Origin of the sequence: Mycobacterium sp. (assembly GCF_044223235.1) — a bacterium.
Taxonomy (GTDB): Bacteria; Actinomycetota; Actinomycetes; order Mycobacteriales; family Mycobacteriaceae; genus Mycobacterium.
Genome location: NZ_JBGAME010000006.1, coordinates 36671 through 53602 on the forward strand (window position 1 = coordinate 36671; position 16932 = coordinate 53602).

Consider the following 16932-nt stretch of genomic DNA (forward strand, 5'->3'; position numbering starts at 1 on the left):
CCGACGACCATGGCGTACAAGCTGGCCAACGAGCTGATGAATATCATCACGCGCAAGAAACCGACCGCACCGGAGCCGACCGTGGCTGCCTCGCATGACCATGAGGTCGCAGGCACGTTCGGCGCCTGGCGTGGGCCGATCGGTGACGTCGGCGTCGACCCGGACAGCGGCACCGTTGTCGTCACCAACTACGGCGACGAGACAGTCTCGGTCATCCAGCCGGCCGTCCCGTCCGTCGAGAGTGTCGCGGTCGGCGGTGAACCCGTCGCGGCGTGCATCGCCAACGACCTGGCCTATGTCGCCACCTCCTCGGCCGGCTACGACACCGTCACGGTGGTCGATACCGCCGCCAAGGCGGTCACCGCGACCTATCCGCTGGCCTTCTCCATCACCGCGTTGGCGGTCGGCCCCGACGGCAAGCGGGTGTTCGCCGGCCGCTCCGGCAACGACACCGTCGACATCGCCGTCATCGACACCACCGCCGAGCGGGTCGGCACCATCGACATCGCCGACGGCCCCGCGCTGACCATCGACGCGTTGCGCGTCGACGCAACCGGCAAGCGGCTCTACGTCGCCACCTCCGATGTGCGCGGCGGCCGGCTGCTGCTGGTCAATGCCGAGACCGCGCGCGTCGAATCGGCACTGCGCATCGACGCGCCGATCCGGGATCTGGCGATCGGCCCCGACGGCACCGCATACCTGCTGACCTCCGACCGCGTGCGCGGGGGCGCGATCATCGCCGTCGACGTGGCAGCCAAGGCGGTCGCGGGCGCCATCGCGATCGGTGGCGCGCCGACACAGATGGCGATCACCCCGGACGGCACGCGGCTCTACATCGTGGACTACGACCACGTGGCGGAGCTGTCCGTGCGGACCAACGAGGTCGTCGGCACCATCACCGTGGGTGCGCGGCCCTCATCCGTCGCGGTGAGCGCCGACGGAGGCAAGCTCGTCGTCGCCGACTACGCGGGCGAGGTCACGGAGTTCGCGCTGACGGTGACCAGGGCGCTTCGCCGTTCGCACGCGGGAACCGGCCGGCAGGCACTGCCGCCCCGGCACCGTGCGCTCGAGCGGGCTACTGCCTGATCGCCCATGCTGGGCACCGCTTAGCGCCACTGGTAGCGCGTTTTCGGGCGCCCGGCCTTGCCGTAGTTCGTCTGGCGGTTGACCGTGCCCTCGTCGGCGAGCCGCTCGAGGTAGCGCCAGGCCGTCACCCGGGACACGCCGACCTCTTTGGCGACCTCGTCGGCGGTGATGCCGTCGGGCCGGTCCCGCACCGCCCGCGCGATCTCGTCGGTCGTCCCCGGCGCCGCGCCCTTCGGCGTCACGGAGCGGTCGGTCGCAATCCGCAATTCGGCAAGTGCGCGGTCCACCTCGGCCTGGCTGGCGGCTTCTGTCCCGGCCGGCAACGCGGTGCGGTAGCGCCGGTAACGCTCCATCCGATCGCGGAAAGCCGCAAAGGTGAACGGTTTGAGCAAATACGCCAGCGCGCCGTGCGAGACGGCGGCGCGCACCATCTCCAGGTCGCGTTCGGACGTGATGGTGATGATGTCGGGAGCGGGCCGCAGCCCGGATAGCGCCGACGCCAGTGCGATGCCGTTCGCGTCGGGCAGTCCGATGTCGAGCAGCACCAGATCGATCGGGTGCTCCGAGGCGGCGGCGGTGGACGCCAGCCGCATCGCGTCCCGCGCGGTGTTGGCCACCCCCACCACCGAAAAGCCTTGCAGCCGAGCGAGATAGGCAGTATGGGCCTCGGCGATCAGCGGCTCGTCCTCGACCACCAGCACCGTGATCACAGTGGCACCCGCTTCACCGTCGCCTCAACCACCGAGCCGTAGGTGACGCCGGCGGTCAGCGTCCCGTCGTGGCGCTTGATCACCTGCGCCACCAACGCAAGACCCAGTCCGTGCTGGACGGCGTCGGGGCCCGACTTCGTCGAGTAGCCGCGCTGCATGGCCCGCCCGAAGGTCTCGTCGTCCATGCCCATCCCGCTGTCGGCCACCCGGATCAACAGCGCGTCGTCGTCGAGCGTCACCGTCACCTCCACCCATGGGTCGTCGCGGTCGCAGGCATCCATCGCATTGTCGATCAGGTTCCCGAGCACCGTGACCATCTCCTGGGCGGTCAGCGGTACGTCGGCTCCCACCTCGTCGGCGCCGGGCAGGTAGGTGTCCTCGGTGATCGTCATCGTGATGCCCCGCTCGTCGGCCTGCGCGGTCTTGCCGAGCAGCAATGCGACGAGCGCGGGATCGCCAAGGGATTGTGAGAGTCGGTCGACCAGCCGCTGGGAGAGCTCCAGCTCGTTGGTGGCGAATCTGACGGCCGCCTCGGGCCTGCCCATCTCGACCATCGTGATGACGGTGTGCAGCTTGTTGGCTGCCTCGTGGGCCTGGGAGCGCAGCGAATCGGTGAGCACCTGCAGCGAACTCAGCTCGCCGAGGGCGCCCTGCAACTCGGTGCGGTCCCTGATGGTGACCACTTCGGAGTCGCGGCCATCGCGCACTGAACGTCCTTCCACGGGTGACCGGTTCACCACCAGCACCCGTTCGTCGGTGAGGTGGAGTTCGTCGCGGGCCCCCGCGCCGTAGGTCTGCAGGAACTCCGGCAGGTCGTCACGGTGGACCGGGCCGGGGGGCAACGCCAGCAGTCGGCGGGCTTCGTCGTTGGCGAGCACCACGCCGTCGCGGTCCAGCACGATCAGCCCCTCGGACACCGAATGCAGGATCGCGTCATGGTGTTCGTACATGACCCGCAATTCGTCGGGCCGCAACCCGTGCGTCTGGCGCAGCAACCGTCGGCGGATCGCCCACACGCCCGCCATCGAGGCGGCCAGCGCCGTCGCAGCGATCGCCAAGATCACCGGGATCTGCGACCGCCACCGCTGCACCAGGGTCTGCTGGGTGATGCCCGTCGACACCAAACCGACGATCTCACCGGAGGCGTCGCGGATGGGCGCAACCGCGCGGATCGACGGACCCAGCGTGCCGGTGTAGACCTCGCTGAACACCTGCCCCTGCAGCGCCGGCGCGATGTTGCCCAGATACTTGCCGCCGATCTGGCGCGGATCGGTGTGGGTGAACCGGGTGCCGTCGGGCGCCATGATCGTGATGAACGCGACCCCGGTGTCGCGACGGACCGCCTCGGTGACGGGCTGCAGGATCGCAGTGGCCTGGCCGGAACTGATCGCCTCGGCCGTCGATGGTGAGTCGGCCAGCGACGTCGCGATGCCGATGACCTGTTGGCGGGCCGCCTCGTCGCCGTCACGCCGGGCGTCGATCATCGCCAGCACGCTGCCTGCCACCACGACCACCGCGATCACGGCGACCTGAAGTGCGATCGCCTGACCGGCCAGCGACCGCGGCAACCACCTGCTCAAGCCGCCCTCCGAGCTGACGTCACGTGGCGATTGTTCCGCACCTTGTTTGAACGTAATGAACTAAAGCGTGACCTGCCTCACGAGTACCCGCACCATCCTTACAGAACACATTGACAGTTCACCGCCGATCAGGAGGAACGATGCCCACGAAAAATGACCAACACTCCGCGACGGAGCCGCCGGCTCCGAAGCAGAAGAAAGACCGCACCCACTGGCTCTACATCGCGGTCATCGTTGCGGTGTTCGCCGGTGTCGGCGTCGGCATCCTGGCCCCCGAGGTCGGCAAGAGCGTCGGCATCCTCGGCACGATGTTCGTCGCGCTGATCAAGATGATGATCGCCCCGATCATCTTCTGCACGATCGTGCTTGGCATCGGATCGGTACGAAAGGCCGCCACGGTGGGCAAGGTCGGCGGCCTTGCCTTCCTCTACTTCCTGGCGATGTCCACTTTTGCGCTCGGGATCGGCTTGGTCGTCGGGAACCTGCTCAAACCCGGCACCGGACTGAACATCGAGAGTTCTTCAGGCAAGGGCGCCGAACTGGCCGAAAAGGCGCACGAGTCCGGCGGACTGATGGACTTCATCCAGGGCATCATTCCGACGACCCTGTTCTCGTCGCTGACCGCGGGTAGTGTGCTGCAGGCGCTGTTCGTCGCCCTGCTCGTAGGCTTCGCCCTGCAGGCCATGGGCTCGACCGCCGAGCCGGTGCTGCGCGGTATCGAGCACTTGCAGAAGGTGGTATTCCGGGTGCTCGTCATGATCCTGTGGCTGGCCCCGATCGGAGCCTTCGGTGCGATCGCCAACGTTGTCGCACAGACCGGCTGGGCGGCCGTGACCCAGCTGCTGACGTTGATGCTGGGCTTCTACATCACCTGTGCGATCTTCGTCTTCGGCGTGCTGGGTGCGCTGCTCCGCGTCGTCTCGGGCGTGTCGATCTTCAAGCTGGTCAAGTACCTGGCCCGCGAGTATCTGCTGATCTTCGCGACGTCATCGTCCGAGTCCGCCCTGCCGCGCTTGATCGCGAAGATGGAGCACCTGGGCGTTCAACAAAGCACGGTCGGTGTGGTGGTGCCCACGGGTTACTCGTTCAACCTGGACGGGACCGCGATCTACCTGACCATGGCCTCGCTGTTCATCGCCGACGCAATGGGCGACCCGCTCTCGCTCGGCGAGCAGATCAGCCTGCTGGTGTTCATGATGATCGCGTCCAAGGGCGCCGCGGGTGTCACGGGTGCGGGCCTGGCAGTGCTGGCCGGCGGCCTGCAGAGCCACCGCCCCGACCTGCTCGACGGCGTCGGCCTGATCGTCGGTATCGACCGGTTCATGTCCGAAGCGCGTGCGGTGACGAACTTCTCCGGCAACGCGGTGGCCACTCTGCTGGTGGGTTCGTGGACCAAGACCGTCGACAAGGACCAGGTCAACAAGGTGTTGCGCGGTGACGATCCCTTCGACGAGTTGACGATGGTCGACGACCATCCCCATCACCCGCGCGCCGAAGAGCCGGCGCAGGCGAAGGCCCCTGCGGCGGTGTAGGGCGTGTGAAGGAAAGGCCCGGCCGGAACCCCTCCCGGCCGGGTCTTTTCGTTGTCGTGGTGGTCTTCTCGCGTTCTTACCCACCCGGCGCCCGGCGTTACGCGCCCGCCGCGCCGACAGGAACGTGAGGGCGGAGAATCCGCGGATGTCCCGCCACGGCGTTACCCTCGGCGCGACGCGCCGGTACGACTACCGGGGGCAGACCAGCGAGACGGAGATGGTCTGGTTCACATAGGGCACCAGGATCGACTCCGTTCCGGTTCCCGGCCCGACGTAGGGCACCAGCTGGCCCGTCGTCTGCGGGTTGCGCACGCTGGTCACCACGCACTCGTTCATCGGGGCGGTGCCGACCTTGTCGATCGTGACGGTGTAGCCCTTGGACTGCAGGTCGCTGATGACCTGCTGGGGAGATCGGTCGTCGTCGGCCGACGCGAGCCCGGCAGGCGCGCCGATCGCGGCGCAGACCGCCGCCGCCACTGCCCAACCAACGCGCATGGACACTTCTCCCGTCACTTGCCGACCCGCTCTCAACTTACCCCGCGACGGCCTGTTCAGCGGGTGCAGTCCAGCGACACCGAGATCGAGCGACTGACCACGATCGGCACCAGATCCCAGTCGCCGCCCCCGTCGCCGTGGCGGCCCTTCCCGTCGCCGTCCCACACCCGGATCCATTCGGTCACGGTCTGGGGATTGCGGACGCTGGTGACCACGCAGTCCCCGAGCGGAGCGCTGCCGACCCGGTCGACGTTGACGGTGTAGCCCGCGGCCTCGAGTTGACCGATCGTCTGCTGCGGCGACAACGGGTCTCCGGCGGCAGCCGTCGCAGGTCCTGCCAGCACCGCGCAGCCGGCCACGGCGGCTGCGGCGAATATCGATGGACGCATGGGCGCCCCCTTTTGAATTGCCTTGGTTGCCTTGCTGTTGTGTCCCCCGCGACATCGGCTATATCGCCGCTGCGGCCGGATTCGTTGCAGCCGCCGTGGCGTTCGGCGTAGACCCGACTGGAACGTGTTCTATTTCTGGACGGGGGAGCTGGGTGGCAGTGCAGGTGGTGTGCGCCGACGCACCCGGTACGGCGACATCTCTGGAGCTGCCGTTGGTCAGCCGACGCGCGGCGCGAGGGCTACGCGGACGGCTACGATCGCCGTCATGGCAGGGTCGCTGACCGTCGAGCAGTCGAGGACCATTCCCGTCGATCCCGCGGAGGCCTTTCGAAAAACGGCGCCCATGCAATTGCCGAGCCTGTTCCGCCGTTGGTACGGTCCGATCCCGCCGGTGCGGGAAGTCCGCGACCAGACCGGTGATTGGGATCGTGCGGGCCAGACCAGGACCGTGGTGCTGACTGGTGCGGGAACGATGTTCGAGGAGCTCACCGGCTATGACCCGCCGAATGCGTTCGACTACAGGCTGACCCGCATCACCGGCCCGCTGGCGCCGCTCATATCCCGGGTCGATGCCGACTGGCGATTCCAGCCTGCGGGCACCGGAACCCGGGTCAGCTGGCGCTGGACGATCGTCCCGAAGACGGCGCTGGCCGCACCACTGTTGCCGGTGCTGGGGCGGCTCTGGCGGGGGTATGCGGAGCAAACGCTGAAGGAGCTTTCCGACCAGCTGGTGGGGTGATGTGCCGGCTGTTCGGGCTGCACGGCGGGCGGCGCGCGGTGACGGCGACGTTCTGGCTGCTCGACGCGCCTGACAACCTCGAGGAGCAGAGCAGGCACAATCCGGACGGCACCGGGCTGGGTGTGTTCGACGCGGGCGGACACCCCGTCGTGCACAAGGAACCCGTTGCGGCATGGCATGATTCGGCGTTCGCCAGCGAGGCCCACGAAATGACCGGCACGACGTTCATCGCGCATGTGCGGTACGCGTCCACCGGATCCCTGGACGTGCTGAACACGCATCCGTTTCTGCAGGACGGCCGTATCTTCGCGCACAACGGGGTGCTGGAGGGGCTCGGTGTCCTCGACGAGCGGCTGCGGGAGGTGGGCGCCGACGGCCTGGTGGCGGGCCAGACCGACTCCGAACGGGCCTTCGCCCTGATCACCGCGGCGACGCGGGACCACGCGGGCGACGTCGGCGCGGGTCTGGTAGACGCGGTCGCGTGGCTGGCGGCCAATGTCGGTGTGTACGCGCTGAATCTGGTGCTGAGCACCGCGACCGACCTGTGGGCGCTGCGCTACCCGGACACCCACGAGCTCTACCTCCTGGATCGCCGGGACGACCGGCAATCCGGGCTGCGGCTGCGCAGTCCGCGCATCAGCGCCGAGTCGCGTCACCTCGCCGAACAGCCGTCGGTGGTCATCGCCAGCGAACCGATGGATGACAACGCCGGGTGGTCCCTCATGGCGCCGGGCGAACTGGTCCACGTCAACGCCGACCTCGACATCGCCCGGCGGGTCGCGTTCCCCGATCCGCCGCGCCACCAGCTGAGCCGCTCCGACCTGAGCGCGAAGGCGGCCGCGTCCCAGCATCCGATGTAGTCGGTTGTGCGCCTGGCGCACTGGCGACCGTGACCACACGTGCTCCGGTGCTCGCCGGGCTGGTGGGCACGTGGGCCGGTTCGGTGGGTCGCCGCCCAGTTGAGCAGCGGCAGCGCGTCGCGCGGCTGACTCAATCGTCGTGCGGCACCTGCGCGTTGTCGAGTGCGGTGGCGGCCAGTTCGCGCCCGATCTCGATGACCTCGTCCGCGCGGTGGAAGTCCAGGCTTCGGCACACCGTGCGCGGCACCTCGATCAACAGGTCGGGAGGATAGGCGGCCATAGTGTGGCGCGCCAGCGCCGCCTGGGCGATGTCGATGGTCCGGTTCATCACCTCGAAGCTGCCCAGCTTCGGCACCGCCGGCTCGTCGAGCGCGGGGTCGCCCTCGTCGTCGCCGACTGTGTTGAACCGGGACAGCACCGATCGCGCGGACGGCGTGTCCAGCAGGGTGCGTGCCGTCTTGGTATCCAGCAGCGCGGAGGTCCGCCGCCACATGCGGTTGAGCCAGTCGGGTGGCGGGCGCGGATCGTCGTCGGCCCTGCGCGATTCGGGATCCTCCCCGGCGAGGCTGACCGCGATCGTCATGTCGGCGATCACGGCGGCGATCGGAGCCATCGGAAGCGGGTCGAGAATGCCGCCGTCGGCGAGCAGCCTGCCGTCGAGGACGTGCGGTGTGATGACGCCGGGGATGGCGATCGACGCGCGGATCGCCGCGTCGACGGGGCCGCGTTGCAACCACACCGACCGGCCCGAGATGAGGTCCGTGCTGACCGCCGTGTAGGGGATGGGCAGTTCTTCGATGGTGACCTCGCCGAGGATCTCCCGGACCGCGTCGAGGATCTTCTCCGCCCGCAGCACACCCGCCGCGGTGATCGACGGGTCGAGTAGCCGCAGGACCGCGCGTTGGGTCAGCGCACCGGCCCATTCCGCATACTCGTCGAGCTTGCCCGCGGCGTGCAGACCGCCGACGAGCGCACCCATCGACGAGCCGGCGACGCCCGCGATGTCGTGGCCGCGGTCGAGCAGTTCGTGGATCACCCCGATGTGGGCGTAGCCGCGGGCACCTCCGCTGCCGAGTGCCAGCGCAACACGCATGTGCGCATTCTCCCGCCTGGTGCCGGACGGTGCCGGGTGGCGGCCGCCGAACCCTGTGCCGGACTCGCCATGGCCCGTCAGTCGGTGAGTAAGCACCTGCGGGTGCTCGAAGACGCCAATCAACGCCATCGCCGGCTTCGGTACGGAGAGCACGGTGTGCGGACTCATCTTCAACGGCTGGCCGTGCTCAGGCGGGCTCCGAGGTCAACCGCACAGCGCGTCGGCTGCCGCGTTGACGGCGACGATGACGGCGGCCTGCTGGCCGGGCCGCAACTCCGACCATGGGCTGCCGAATGTGCCGGGACCCGGCGCGTCGGCGGACTGCACCATCGCCAGGTACGGCTCGATCTGGGCCTTCGGATCTCCGCCCTGTTGCTCCATCCATACCCGGGCGGCGTTGCAGGCCTGGAAGTACTGCTCCTCGGTGGACTCGGCGGGTGCGGTCAGCGACGTCGTCACGCCGCCCGGCGAGACGCCTTTTCGCTCCGGCCCGGGTGTCGGCGTGGACGGGCCGGCCGGTGGCGAATGGGACGGTTCGGTGGGGCCTGCGGGCTTTGATGCGCATCCGGCACCCAACAGCGCGGCGGCGCACAGCACCGCGGCGGTGCGGTTGACGGGCACGACAGCCAATCTAGAGGGTGCCCGACGCTGCCGGTGGGCTCACGGTGAACGCGGCGGCGCGGTAGTCGATCGCACGACGAGTTCTGGTGTCAGTACGGCCGACTTGGATCGCGTGCGCCCACCGTCGAGGCGCTCGACGACGGCGCCCACCGCCTGGTCTGCCTGCTGGCTGGTTGTTGGCTGACGGTGGTCAGGTCGATGTGGCCGAGGCGCGCCAGCATGCTGTCGTCATACGCACACCACGGCGGTGGGCAAGTGGCCGGCCAGCATCCGTCGGGCCGAGGTGATCCCCGCGGACTCGTTGAAGTCGCCGTCGAACACTTCAGCGTTTGCTGCAAAGCCGTGTCGGCGCATCGTCGGCAGGTATCCGTTGCAGCGATCCGCGGCGATGACCCCCGGACCACCGGAGACGTGGACGATGTCCTGAGGCCAAGGCCGACAAGGTAATCCACGACGGCAACCGCTTGCCCAGGGTAGCGAGCGCTTCGGTTGACAACTCGGGCCCGATGAGCAGCAGGCCCTCGCAGCGGAAGTCCATCAGCGTGTCGATGACGTGGGCTTCGTCGTGGGTGGGGGTGACCGCGCCGAGCACGACTTCGTAGCCGGCCCGGTCGGCCGCCGCGACGATGTTCTCGGCGATCTCGGTGTGGAAGCTGTTGCGGATGGCCAACCACCTGCACCGCGAGATCGTCGAGGGCCTGCTGGCGGCGGGCAAGCACGTTCTGTGTGAAAAGCCGTTGGCCGGGTCGCTGGCCGATGCCCAGGCGATGCTCGCCGCCGCCGAGGGGTCTGACCGGCTCAGTGCGGTGGGCTACACCTACCGCCGCTCGCCGGCGGTCGAGCAGATCCGCCGGGAACTGGCCGCAGGAACCATCGAAGAGTTGATCCACTTCAACGGGCACTACTGGTGCGACTACGCCCTGGATCCCACGTCGCCGATCACCTGGCGTTATCGCGGAGGACCCGGCACCGGCGCACCGGCCGATGTCGGCAGTCACTTGATCGATCTGAGCGAGTTCGTATGCGGGCCGATCGTCGAGGTGGGTGGCGCCGCGTTCGCCACCCTGGTCAACCAGCGTCCCGTCCCGGTCGGCGTCACCTACGGCCACCAACTCAAAGCCATCACCGACTACCTCACCAAACACCGCTGAAGCGGGCTGCCGGAGAACAACTGACGGGCTGGGGTTTTCCAGAATCATCGTGAGGTTAAGGCGGACGGTCTGGAGCGGGCCGGAAAACTGTGTCACACTGGCGGCCGTGACGGAGCAGTGCGGATCTCGGGAGTGTTGTCGGGCTTGGTGATTCACCATGCCGTCCCCATGGGCCCTTCCCAACGCCCTCCCAACCGCACGTCATTCCTGGAGCCCTTCGCATGCCCACCGCACCGTCCATTGCCCTTCGCTCAGCCGTGCCACCCGCGGTGTCCGCACCCACCCGGCTGCGCCTACCCGACCTGCTGCGTGCCACCGACCTCGCGGCCGACGACGTGCTCAGCGGCCGATACGACCACCTGCTGCCCGCGGCCGGGATCCCGCGGGAGGACCGCTGGTACACCCGCCTGCGCGGCGACGACGAACTCGACGTCTGGCTGATCAGCTGGGTACCCGATCGCTCGACCGAACTGCACGATCACGGCGGGTCGCTCGGCGCGCTGACCGTGCTGTCCGGAGCGCTGTATGAAACCCGTTGGGACGGCGAGGCTTTGCGCTCCCGGCGGTTGAATGCCGGTGACCAGGCGGCGTTTCCGCTCGGCTGGGTGCACGACGTCGTGTGGGCTCCGGCGCCCGACGGGGGTCCCGGGGCCGCCACGCTCAGCGTGCATGCCTACTCACCGCCGCTGACCGCGATGTCGTATTACGAGGTGACCGGCCGAAATACGTTGCGCCGCCGCCGCACCGAGCTCACCGACGCGCCGGAGGGTTGATGGGAAGCCGCATCGACAGCCTGCTCGACGACGCCCGCGCCCGATTGCACAGGCTGTCGGCCGCGGAGGTGCCCGCCGCGCTGCGGCGCGGCGCTCTGCTCGTCGACATCCGGCCGGAGGCCCAGCGCGAGCTCGAGGGTGAGGTGCCCGCAGCGCTGGTCATCGAACGCAACGTGCTGGAGTGGCGATGCGACCCCACCAGCGATGCCCGGCTGCCGCAGGCCGTCGGCGACGATGTGGAGTGGGTGGTGCTGTGCTCGGAGGGTTACACCTCCAGCCTGGCCGCCGCCGCACTGCAGGACCTCGGCCTGCACCGGGCCACCGACGTCATCGGCGGTTACCGCGCTCTGGTCGCCGACGGGGTGCTCGCCGCACTCCTGTGATCGCGTGCCTGATCGCGCCCGCGCTATTCGTCGGAGTGCATGACGGGCCGCAGCCGTTCCGTCTTCTCCGAGGTCCAGCCCGGCGGCTCCAACACCGCGGCCCAGCCGTTGACGACGTCGCGCACGTAACGGTGTCCGTGCCCGTCGGGCACGTCGACAGCCACCGCCATATCGGCGGACACCTGAAGGAACGTCACCACCGGAATCCAGTTCATCCTCGGTGAGACGTCGTACCCGCGCGGCTCGCGCAACCAATCCGGTTCCCGGAACAGCAGATCCGGCGTCCACCAGGCGATGGGATCCGACGCGTGCTGCAGATAGACGACCCGCGGGGCGCTCCACGGCGCATCGGGGCGGCCGAGGTCCTCGGGGCGCGCGACGAATCGCACGCTCTCACCGTCCTCGTAGATCGGCAGCCACATCGGCGATCCCGGGTCGCGGTTGCTGGTCAGGTCGGTCCAGATGGTGTTGTTGAACGTCGGGCCGGAGAACAGCGCCCCGTTGGTGCGGGCGACGAGATTGTTCAGGCTCAGGAATGGGGCTTCGCCGCCGAAGGAGCCCAGGCTCTCACCGAACACCACCAGCTGGGGCCGGTCGGCTTCGGGCATCGTGCGGATGAGTTCGTCGACCGCCTCGAACAGCGCCTGGCCGGCCTGGCGGGCGTTCTCCTTGTCGACGATGAACGAGATCCAGCTGGGCAGGAAGGAGTACTGCATGGAGACGATCGCGGTGTTGCCGTTGTACATGTACTCCAGCGCCGACGCCTCGGCCTCGTTGATCCAGCCGGTGCCGGTGGTGGTGGCCACCGCGACGAGATCGCGTTGCAGACCGCCGGTACGCAGCAATTCTCGGGCGGCCATCTCCGCGGTGGCGCGGATGTCGTCGCCTGCATCCATACCGGCGTAGGCGCGGATCGGCTCGGTGGCCGGTGCGCCGTTGAACGTCGTCAACTCCTCGACCGTCGGTCCTCCGGAGATGAAGATCCGGCCCTGATGGCCCAGCGACGCCCAGGACACCAGTGACTCCGGGCCACCCGACCGCAGCGAGGTCGTCGGGGCCGACCGGTCGGGCGAGTCTTCGTTGTTCACCGACTCGAAAGTCTGGTTGAGCCAGTCCATCGCAGCCCGCACGACCACGCCGTTGAGCAGGGCGATCGTCAACGCCAGGAGCAGCCCGACGGCCACCACCCCCGACACCCTCGGCGGCGCGATGCGCTCCAGCTGGCGCATCAGGAACAGCACCACTTTGCGGACCAGCTGGCCGATCTCGACGAACACGAACAGCACGACGACCGCGATGATCGCCGCCTGTGGGTAGTTGAACCACTTGAGGTGGGGGACTCCCATCAGATCGCGCACGTCGTCCTGCCAGCGGCGGAACGCGAACTGCATGACCACCATGCCGATCAGCCCGAACACGGTGAGTCCGATCCACGCCCATCGTGGCGCGGGCGGGCTGGTGTCCTTGCCGCGCATGTAGCGCACCAGCCAGACGCCGAAAACGCCGATCATGTAGCCGATGGCGCCGGCGGCGCCGCTGACCAGACCCTGGAACAGCGGACCGCGCGGCAGCAGCGACGGGGTCAGTGACAGGAAGACGAAGATCAACCCGACGAAGGTGCCGAAGAACGTGTAATGCCGCAACCACAGGGGAGGCCTGACCTCCGGGGCGGTTTCGGGCTCGGCTTCGCGCTCCTTGGTGGCGATCGCGGCGGCACCCGCAGTCAAGTCTGGCTCGTCCTCGCTCGGCTTTGCTGCGGCGGGTTCTGTCACGAGTGAACCTTAGCGGTGTGTGAAGTTGGGGGCCCGTTTCTCGGTGAAGGCCGCCATGCCCTCGGTCTGGTCGTCGGTGGCAAAGGCCGAATGGAACAGCCGCCGTTCGTACAGCAGCCCTTCGGCGAGGGTGGCTTCGAAGGCACGGTTGACGGCCTCCTTGGCCATCCGCGCCGCGGGCAGCGACATCTGCGAGATCGTCGTCGCCACCTTCCTGGCCTCGTCGAGCAACCGGTCGGCGGGCACCACCCGCGACACCAGCCCGGCGCGGTCGGCCTCCTGCGCGTCGATGGTGCGGCCGGTGAGGATCAGATCCATCGCCTTGGCCTTACCGACCGCGCGGGTGAGCCGCTGGCTACCGCCCATGCCGGGCAGCACACCCAGCTTGATCTCCGGCTGCCCGAATTTCGCGGTGTCCGCGGCGATCAGCACGTCGCACATCATGGCCAGTTCGCAGCCGCCGCCGAGGGCGTAGCCGGCGACCGCGGCGATCGTCGGCGTCCGGGTCGCCGCGAAATCGGCCCACGGCGCGAAGAAATCGGCGCCGAAGACTTCGGCGTAGGACAGGGCGGCCATCTCCTTGATGTCGGCGCCCGCCGCAAATGCCTTTTCGTTGCCGGTGACGATGATTGCACCGATGCCCGCGTCATCGTCGAATTCGGCCGCGGCGGCGGTGACCTCCTTCATCACCTGGCTGTTGAGCGCGTTGAGCGCCTTGGGCCGATTCAGCGTGATGGTGCCGACGCGTTCGTCGCGGGTGACGAGAATGGTCTCGTAGCTGGTCATGGCTGCTCCTCATCTGGAAACGTCAGGTCCGGCTCGGCGGGGGCGAAGTAGGCCTCGACGTCACCGGGGGTGACCGCGGCCAGCGACGTGGGTGACCACGCCGGATTGCGGTCCTTGTCGATGATCTGGGCGCGGATGCCCTCGACCAGGTCAGGCGAGCGCAAGGCGCCGCACGCCGTCCGGTACTCCTGCCGCAGCACGTCTTCCAGTGTCCCGAGGTCGGCGGCGCGGCGCAGCGCTTCCAGCGCCACCGACACGGCGATGGGGGAGCGGGAGAGGATGACGTTCGCGGCGTCGTTGGCCGGCCCGGCGCCGTGTCCGCGCAGCGCCGCGACGATGTCGATCACCGTCGGGCCTGCGTAACACTCGTCGATCCAATCACGTTGTGCCAGAAGCTGACTCGCGGGCGGCTCGACCGCGTGCGCCGCGAGCGCGGCGTCGACGCCGTCGGCGATGAGATCGCGGGTGAAGCCGCCGAGCGCGTCGTGCGGCACGAAATGGTCGGCGAACCCGAGCGCGATGGCGTCGGCGCCGGTGAAGGGCGCCCCGGTCAGCGCGGGGTGCAGGCCGAGCCGGCCCGGTGCCCTGGACAGCACGTAGGTGCCCCCGACGTCGGGGACGAACCCGATGCCCACCTCCGGCATGGCCATCTTCGTGGTCTCGGTGACGATCCTGACCCGGCCGTGCGCGCTGACGCCGACGCCACCGCCCATCACGATGCCGTCCATCAACGCCACGTACGGCTTGGGGTAGCCGCCGATGAAGGCGTTGAGCCGGTACTCGTCGCGCCAGAACTCGCGCGCCTCGGTGCCGCCGTCGGTCCTGGCGCTGTGGTAAATCGCCACGATGTCTCCGCCGGCGCACAGGCCACGGTCGCCGGCCCCCCTGATCAAGACGGTGTGCACCGCGTCGTCGTCGGCCCACCTCTGCAGCGTCGCCGCCAGGGTGCTGGCCATCGGGTGGGTGAGCGAATTGAGCGCCCGTGGACGGTTCAGGGTTACGAGGCCGACGCCGTTGTCGACGCTTAGTAGGATATCCTCGTTTTCTGTCACGGTAATGCAATCTAGATCGCCGCACCTGCCGGAGTCACCGCGGGTAAGGTTTCGCTCAGATGCGTACAGGAAGTTCCCAGAAACATTTCTGTGGCCGGGAACCCAGCCTGAGCCGCGTTCGTTGATCCGGTATTCGTCAGCAGACGAACCACAGCACACGAGAGGAACCCGACGGTGCGCGAGACCAGCAATCCGGTATTTCGCTCCCTGCCCAAGAACGAGGGTGGGTATGCGTCGTTCGGTACCGGCGCCGCGGGCTACGGTGCCCAGCAGGCGCACGCCGAGCCCTACGTAACGCAGTACCCCGATCAGCGGCAGACCGGTGTCTCCCGGCCGCTGACCATCGACGACGTCGTCATGAAGACCGGCATCACGCTGGCGGTTCTTGCTGCCGTCGCCGTCGCCACCTATTTCATGATCGCCCAGAACCTCGGACTGGCCATGCCGTTCCTGTGGGGCGGCATGATCGGCGGCACGGTGCTCCTGCTGATCGCCCTCTTCGGGCGTAAGCAGGACAACCCCGCGATCGTGCTGGGCTACGCCGTCTTCGAGGGCATGCTCGTCGGCTCATTCTCGTTCGTGGTCGCCAATTTCATGGTGTCCGGTGTCAGCGCCGGTGCGCTGATCAGCCAGGCCATCGTCGGCACCTTCGGTGTGTTCTTCGGGATGCTCGTCGTGTACAAGACCGGCGCCATCCGGGTGACGCCGAAGCTGACCCGCTTCCTCGTCGCCGCCGGTTTCGGCGCGGTGGTGCTGATGCTCGTCAACCTGGTGATCGGCATGGTCTCCGGCGGTGCCGGACCGCTTCGTGACGGCGGCCCGCTGGCCATCCTGTTCTCGCTGGTGATGATCGGCCTCGCGGCGTTCTTCTTCTTGACCGACTTCGACAGTGCCGACCAGCTGATCCGCGCCGGTGCGCCGGAGAAGGCGGCATGGGGCATCGCCCTTGGCCTCACCGTCACCCTGGTCTGGCTGTACCTCGAGATCCTGCGGCTGCTTAGTTACTTCCAGAACGACTAGCAGCCTTCCCCCCGAAAGCCCGGCATAGGCGGTGCCGGGCTTTCTCTTTGCCTGCGCCCCGGCCGAGAGTGTGCACAGATCGCCATCTGTCCACAGATCGCGATCGGAGTGCTATGTGGCGCTCTTCCCCGATGTCTACCTGCCGATCGGGGTGCGCCCCAATCTGGGGCGGCGGACGTTGGCTGCGTGGCCGTGGTCGCATCGCCAGGGCGTCATCTCCGGGCGGGCGGCGTCGGCACTGCACGGCGCCAAATGGGTCGGCGACGATGTCCCGATCGAGCTGATCTGGTCGAATCTTCGAGCTCCGGAGGGCATCGTCACCCATCGCGACTCGTTGGCCGGCGGCGAAGTCACGATGATCGCGGGGATGGCCGTCACGTCGCGCGCCCGAACCGCTTTCGATCTGGGGCGCAGGCTGCAGCGGGGTGACGCGGTGGCCAGACTCGATGCCCTGGGCAACGCCGCCCTCCTCGATGTCGGCGATGTCATGGCCGTCGCCCGCAGGCATCGCGGTGCGCGACACCTCCGGCGGTTGGCGCAGGCGCTCGACCTGCACGACTCCGGAGCCCAGTCGCCAAGAGAGACGTGGCTGCGGCTGTTGCTGATGGACGCCGGTTTCCCACGTCCGCGCACCCAGATCCCGGTGGTGAGCGCCGACGGGCGGCGGCAGTACTACCTCGACATGGGGTGGGAAGACGTGATGGTCGCCGTCGAATACGACGGCGACCAACATCGCGTGGACCCGGCGCTGTACGCCTACGACATCGAGCGGGCCGAAGACCTCGCCGAACTCGGCTGGCTGCGGATCAGGGTGGTCAAGCGGAACCATCCGGCCAACATCATCCGACGCGTGCGTCACGCATGGTCCTCGAGAGTGCGCTGAGATCGTC

Annotated in this window: 17 protein-coding genes and 1 pseudogene; 9 read left to right on the forward strand and 9 right to left on the reverse strand. The window is 68.4% G+C overall.

Annotation, left to right across the window (positions count from 1 at the left end; genetic code table 11):
- The first annotated feature begins 9 nt into the window (after positions 1-9).
- Positions 10-1086 carry an MmpL3/TtfA transport complex stabilizer gene (locus ADBZ6K_RS11000; RefSeq protein ID WP_526346437.1) on the forward strand — a complete coding sequence of 359 codons (1077 nt, stop codon included), beginning with the start codon at positions 10-12 and terminating at the stop codon, positions 1084-1086.
- 20 nt (positions 1087-1106) lie between these two features.
- On the opposite strand, the gene ADBZ6K_RS11005 is transcribed toward ADBZ6K_RS11000, so the two are convergent.
- On the reverse strand, positions 1107-1796 hold the full coding sequence (locus ADBZ6K_RS11005; RefSeq protein WP_526346439.1) for a response regulator: 690 nt from the start codon (positions 1794-1796) through the stop codon (positions 1107-1109).
- Positions 1793-3376: an ATP-binding protein gene (locus ADBZ6K_RS11010; RefSeq protein ID WP_526346441.1), complete on the reverse strand. Its 1584-nt coding sequence runs from the start codon at positions 3374-3376 to the stop codon at positions 1793-1795. The genes ADBZ6K_RS11005 and ADBZ6K_RS11010 overlap by 4 nt, the downstream gene beginning before the upstream one ends.
- Positions 3377-3516: 140 nt before the next feature.
- Here ADBZ6K_RS11010 and ADBZ6K_RS11015 point away from each other — a divergent pair, with 140 nt between their 5' ends.
- On the forward strand, positions 3517-4908 hold the full coding sequence (locus tag ADBZ6K_RS11015) for a dicarboxylate/amino acid:cation symporter (protein WP_526346443.1): 1392 nt from the start codon (positions 3517-3519) through the stop codon (positions 4906-4908).
- 189 nt (positions 4909-5097) lie between these two features.
- Here ADBZ6K_RS11015 and ADBZ6K_RS11020 read toward each other — a convergent pair whose 3' ends face one another.
- Together ADBZ6K_RS11020 and ADBZ6K_RS11025 are read right to left on the reverse strand one after the other, a co-directional pair.
- Positions 5098-5403: a hypothetical protein gene (locus ADBZ6K_RS11020; RefSeq protein WP_526346445.1), complete on the reverse strand. Its 306-nt coding sequence runs from the start codon at positions 5401-5403 to the stop codon at positions 5098-5100.
- 56 nt (positions 5404-5459) lie between these two features.
- The gene (locus tag ADBZ6K_RS11025) at positions 5460-5792 is read right to left on the reverse strand and encodes a hypothetical protein (protein WP_526346447.1); all 333 of its coding nucleotides are present in this window, start codon (positions 5790-5792) and stop codon (positions 5460-5462) included.
- A gap of 265 nt (positions 5793-6057) precedes the next feature.
- Here ADBZ6K_RS11025 and ADBZ6K_RS11030 point away from each other — a divergent pair, with 265 nt between their 5' ends.
- Positions 6058-6531: an SRPBCC family protein gene (locus ADBZ6K_RS11030; protein ID WP_526346449.1), complete on the forward strand. Its 474-nt coding sequence runs from the start codon at positions 6058-6060 to the stop codon at positions 6529-6531.
- On the forward strand, positions 6531-7391 hold the full coding sequence (locus tag ADBZ6K_RS11035; protein ID WP_526346451.1) for a class II glutamine amidotransferase: 861 nt from the start codon (positions 6531-6533) through the stop codon (positions 7389-7391). Before ADBZ6K_RS11030 ends, ADBZ6K_RS11035 begins: the two co-directional genes overlap by 1 nt.
- 130 nt (positions 7392-7521) lie before the next feature.
- Here ADBZ6K_RS11035 and ADBZ6K_RS11040 read toward each other — a convergent pair whose 3' ends face one another.
- Together ADBZ6K_RS11040 and lpqV are read right to left on the reverse strand one after the other, a co-directional pair.
- A complete protein-coding gene (locus ADBZ6K_RS11040; protein ID WP_526346453.1) occupies positions 7522-8484 on the reverse strand; it encodes a patatin-like phospholipase family protein in 963 nt (320 codons plus the stop codon).
- A 204-nt stretch (positions 8485-8688) separates the two neighbouring features.
- A complete protein-coding gene (gene lpqV / locus ADBZ6K_RS11045; protein ID WP_526346455.1) occupies positions 8689-9114 on the reverse strand; it encodes a lipoprotein LpqV in 426 nt (141 codons plus the stop codon).
- Positions 9115-9607: 493 nt separating this feature from the next.
- Here lpqV and ADBZ6K_RS11050 point away from each other — a divergent pair.
- The 3 genes and pseudogenes from ADBZ6K_RS11050 to ADBZ6K_RS11060 form a co-directional block, all read left to right on the forward strand.
- Positions 9608-10214 (forward strand): annotated as a pseudogene (locus tag ADBZ6K_RS11050) (Gfo/Idh/MocA family protein); the annotation flags it as partial.
- Positions 10215-10477: 263 nt separating this feature from the next.
- Entirely contained in the window at positions 10478-11029 is a 552-nt protein-coding gene (locus tag ADBZ6K_RS11055) for a cysteine dioxygenase (RefSeq protein WP_526346457.1), read from the forward strand.
- A complete protein-coding gene (locus ADBZ6K_RS11060; protein ID WP_526346459.1) occupies positions 11029-11412 on the forward strand; it encodes a rhodanese-like domain-containing protein in 384 nt (127 codons plus the stop codon). The genes ADBZ6K_RS11055 and ADBZ6K_RS11060 overlap by 1 nt, the downstream gene beginning before the upstream one ends.
- Positions 11413-11435: 23 nt before the next feature.
- Here the strand turns inward: ADBZ6K_RS11060 and ADBZ6K_RS11065 are convergent, their stop codons facing one another.
- The 3 genes from ADBZ6K_RS11065 to ADBZ6K_RS11075 all read right to left on the reverse strand — a co-directional run bounded on the left by ADBZ6K_RS11065 (position 11436) and on the right by ADBZ6K_RS11075 (position 15022).
- Positions 11436-13118 carry an alpha/beta hydrolase gene (locus ADBZ6K_RS11065; RefSeq protein WP_526346805.1) on the reverse strand — a complete coding sequence of 561 codons (1683 nt, stop codon included), beginning with the start codon at positions 13116-13118 and terminating at the stop codon, positions 11436-11438.
- Positions 13119-13193: 75 nt separating this feature from the next.
- Complete coding sequence (locus ADBZ6K_RS11070) at positions 13194-13970, reverse strand: enoyl-CoA hydratase (protein ID WP_526346461.1); 777 nt, start codon at positions 13968-13970, stop codon at positions 13194-13196.
- The gene (locus ADBZ6K_RS11075) at positions 13967-15022 is read right to left on the reverse strand and encodes a 3-hydroxyisobutyryl-CoA hydrolase (protein ID WP_526346463.1); all 1056 of its coding nucleotides are present in this window, start codon (positions 15020-15022) and stop codon (positions 13967-13969) included. The genes ADBZ6K_RS11070 and ADBZ6K_RS11075 overlap by 4 nt, the downstream gene beginning before the upstream one ends.
- Positions 15023-15196: 174 nt before the next feature.
- On the opposite strand from ADBZ6K_RS11075, the gene ADBZ6K_RS11080 reads away from it, so the two are divergent.
- Both ADBZ6K_RS11080 and ADBZ6K_RS11085 read left to right on the forward strand, forming a co-directional pair.
- Positions 15197-16042: a Bax inhibitor-1/YccA family protein gene (locus ADBZ6K_RS11080; protein WP_526346465.1), complete on the forward strand. Its 846-nt coding sequence runs from the start codon at positions 15197-15199 to the stop codon at positions 16040-16042.
- Between the two features lie 115 nt (positions 16043-16157).
- The gene (locus ADBZ6K_RS11085; RefSeq protein ID WP_526346467.1) at positions 16158-16925 is read left to right on the forward strand and encodes a hypothetical protein; all 768 of its coding nucleotides are present in this window, start codon (positions 16158-16160) and stop codon (positions 16923-16925) included.
- The last annotated feature ends 7 nt before the right edge of the window (positions 16926-16932 follow it).

Coding starts and splice junctions, on each gene's coding strand:
- ADBZ6K_RS11000 (WP_526346437.1), top strand. CDS start 10: ATGGCGTACAAGCTGGCCAACGAGCTGATGAATATCATCACGCGCAAG.
- ADBZ6K_RS11015 (WP_526346443.1), top strand. CDS start 3,517: ATGCCCACGAAAAATGACCAACACTCCGCGACGGAGCCGCCGGCTCCG.
- ADBZ6K_RS11020 (WP_526346445.1), bottom strand. CDS start 5,403: ATGCGCGTTGGTTGGGCAGTGGCGGCGGCGGTCTGCGCCGCGATCGGC.
- ADBZ6K_RS11025 (WP_526346447.1), bottom strand. CDS start 5,792: ATGCGTCCATCGATATTCGCCGCAGCCGCCGTGGCCGGCTGCGCGGTG.
- ADBZ6K_RS11030 (WP_526346449.1), top strand. CDS start 6,058: ATGGCAGGGTCGCTGACCGTCGAGCAGTCGAGGACCATTCCCGTCGAT.
- ADBZ6K_RS11035 (WP_526346451.1), top strand. CDS start 6,531: ATGTGCCGGCTGTTCGGGCTGCACGGCGGGCGGCGCGCGGTGACGGCG.
- ADBZ6K_RS11040 (WP_526346453.1), bottom strand. CDS start 8,484: ATGCGTGTTGCGCTGGCACTCGGCAGCGGAGGTGCCCGCGGCTACGCC.
- ADBZ6K_RS11055 (WP_526346457.1), top strand. CDS start 10,478: ATGCCCACCGCACCGTCCATTGCCCTTCGCTCAGCCGTGCCACCCGCG.
- ADBZ6K_RS11060 (WP_526346459.1), top strand. CDS start 11,029: ATGGGAAGCCGCATCGACAGCCTGCTCGACGACGCCCGCGCCCGATTG.
- ADBZ6K_RS11070 (WP_526346461.1), bottom strand. CDS start 13,970: ATGACCAGCTACGAGACCATTCTCGTCACCCGCGACGAACGCGTCGGC.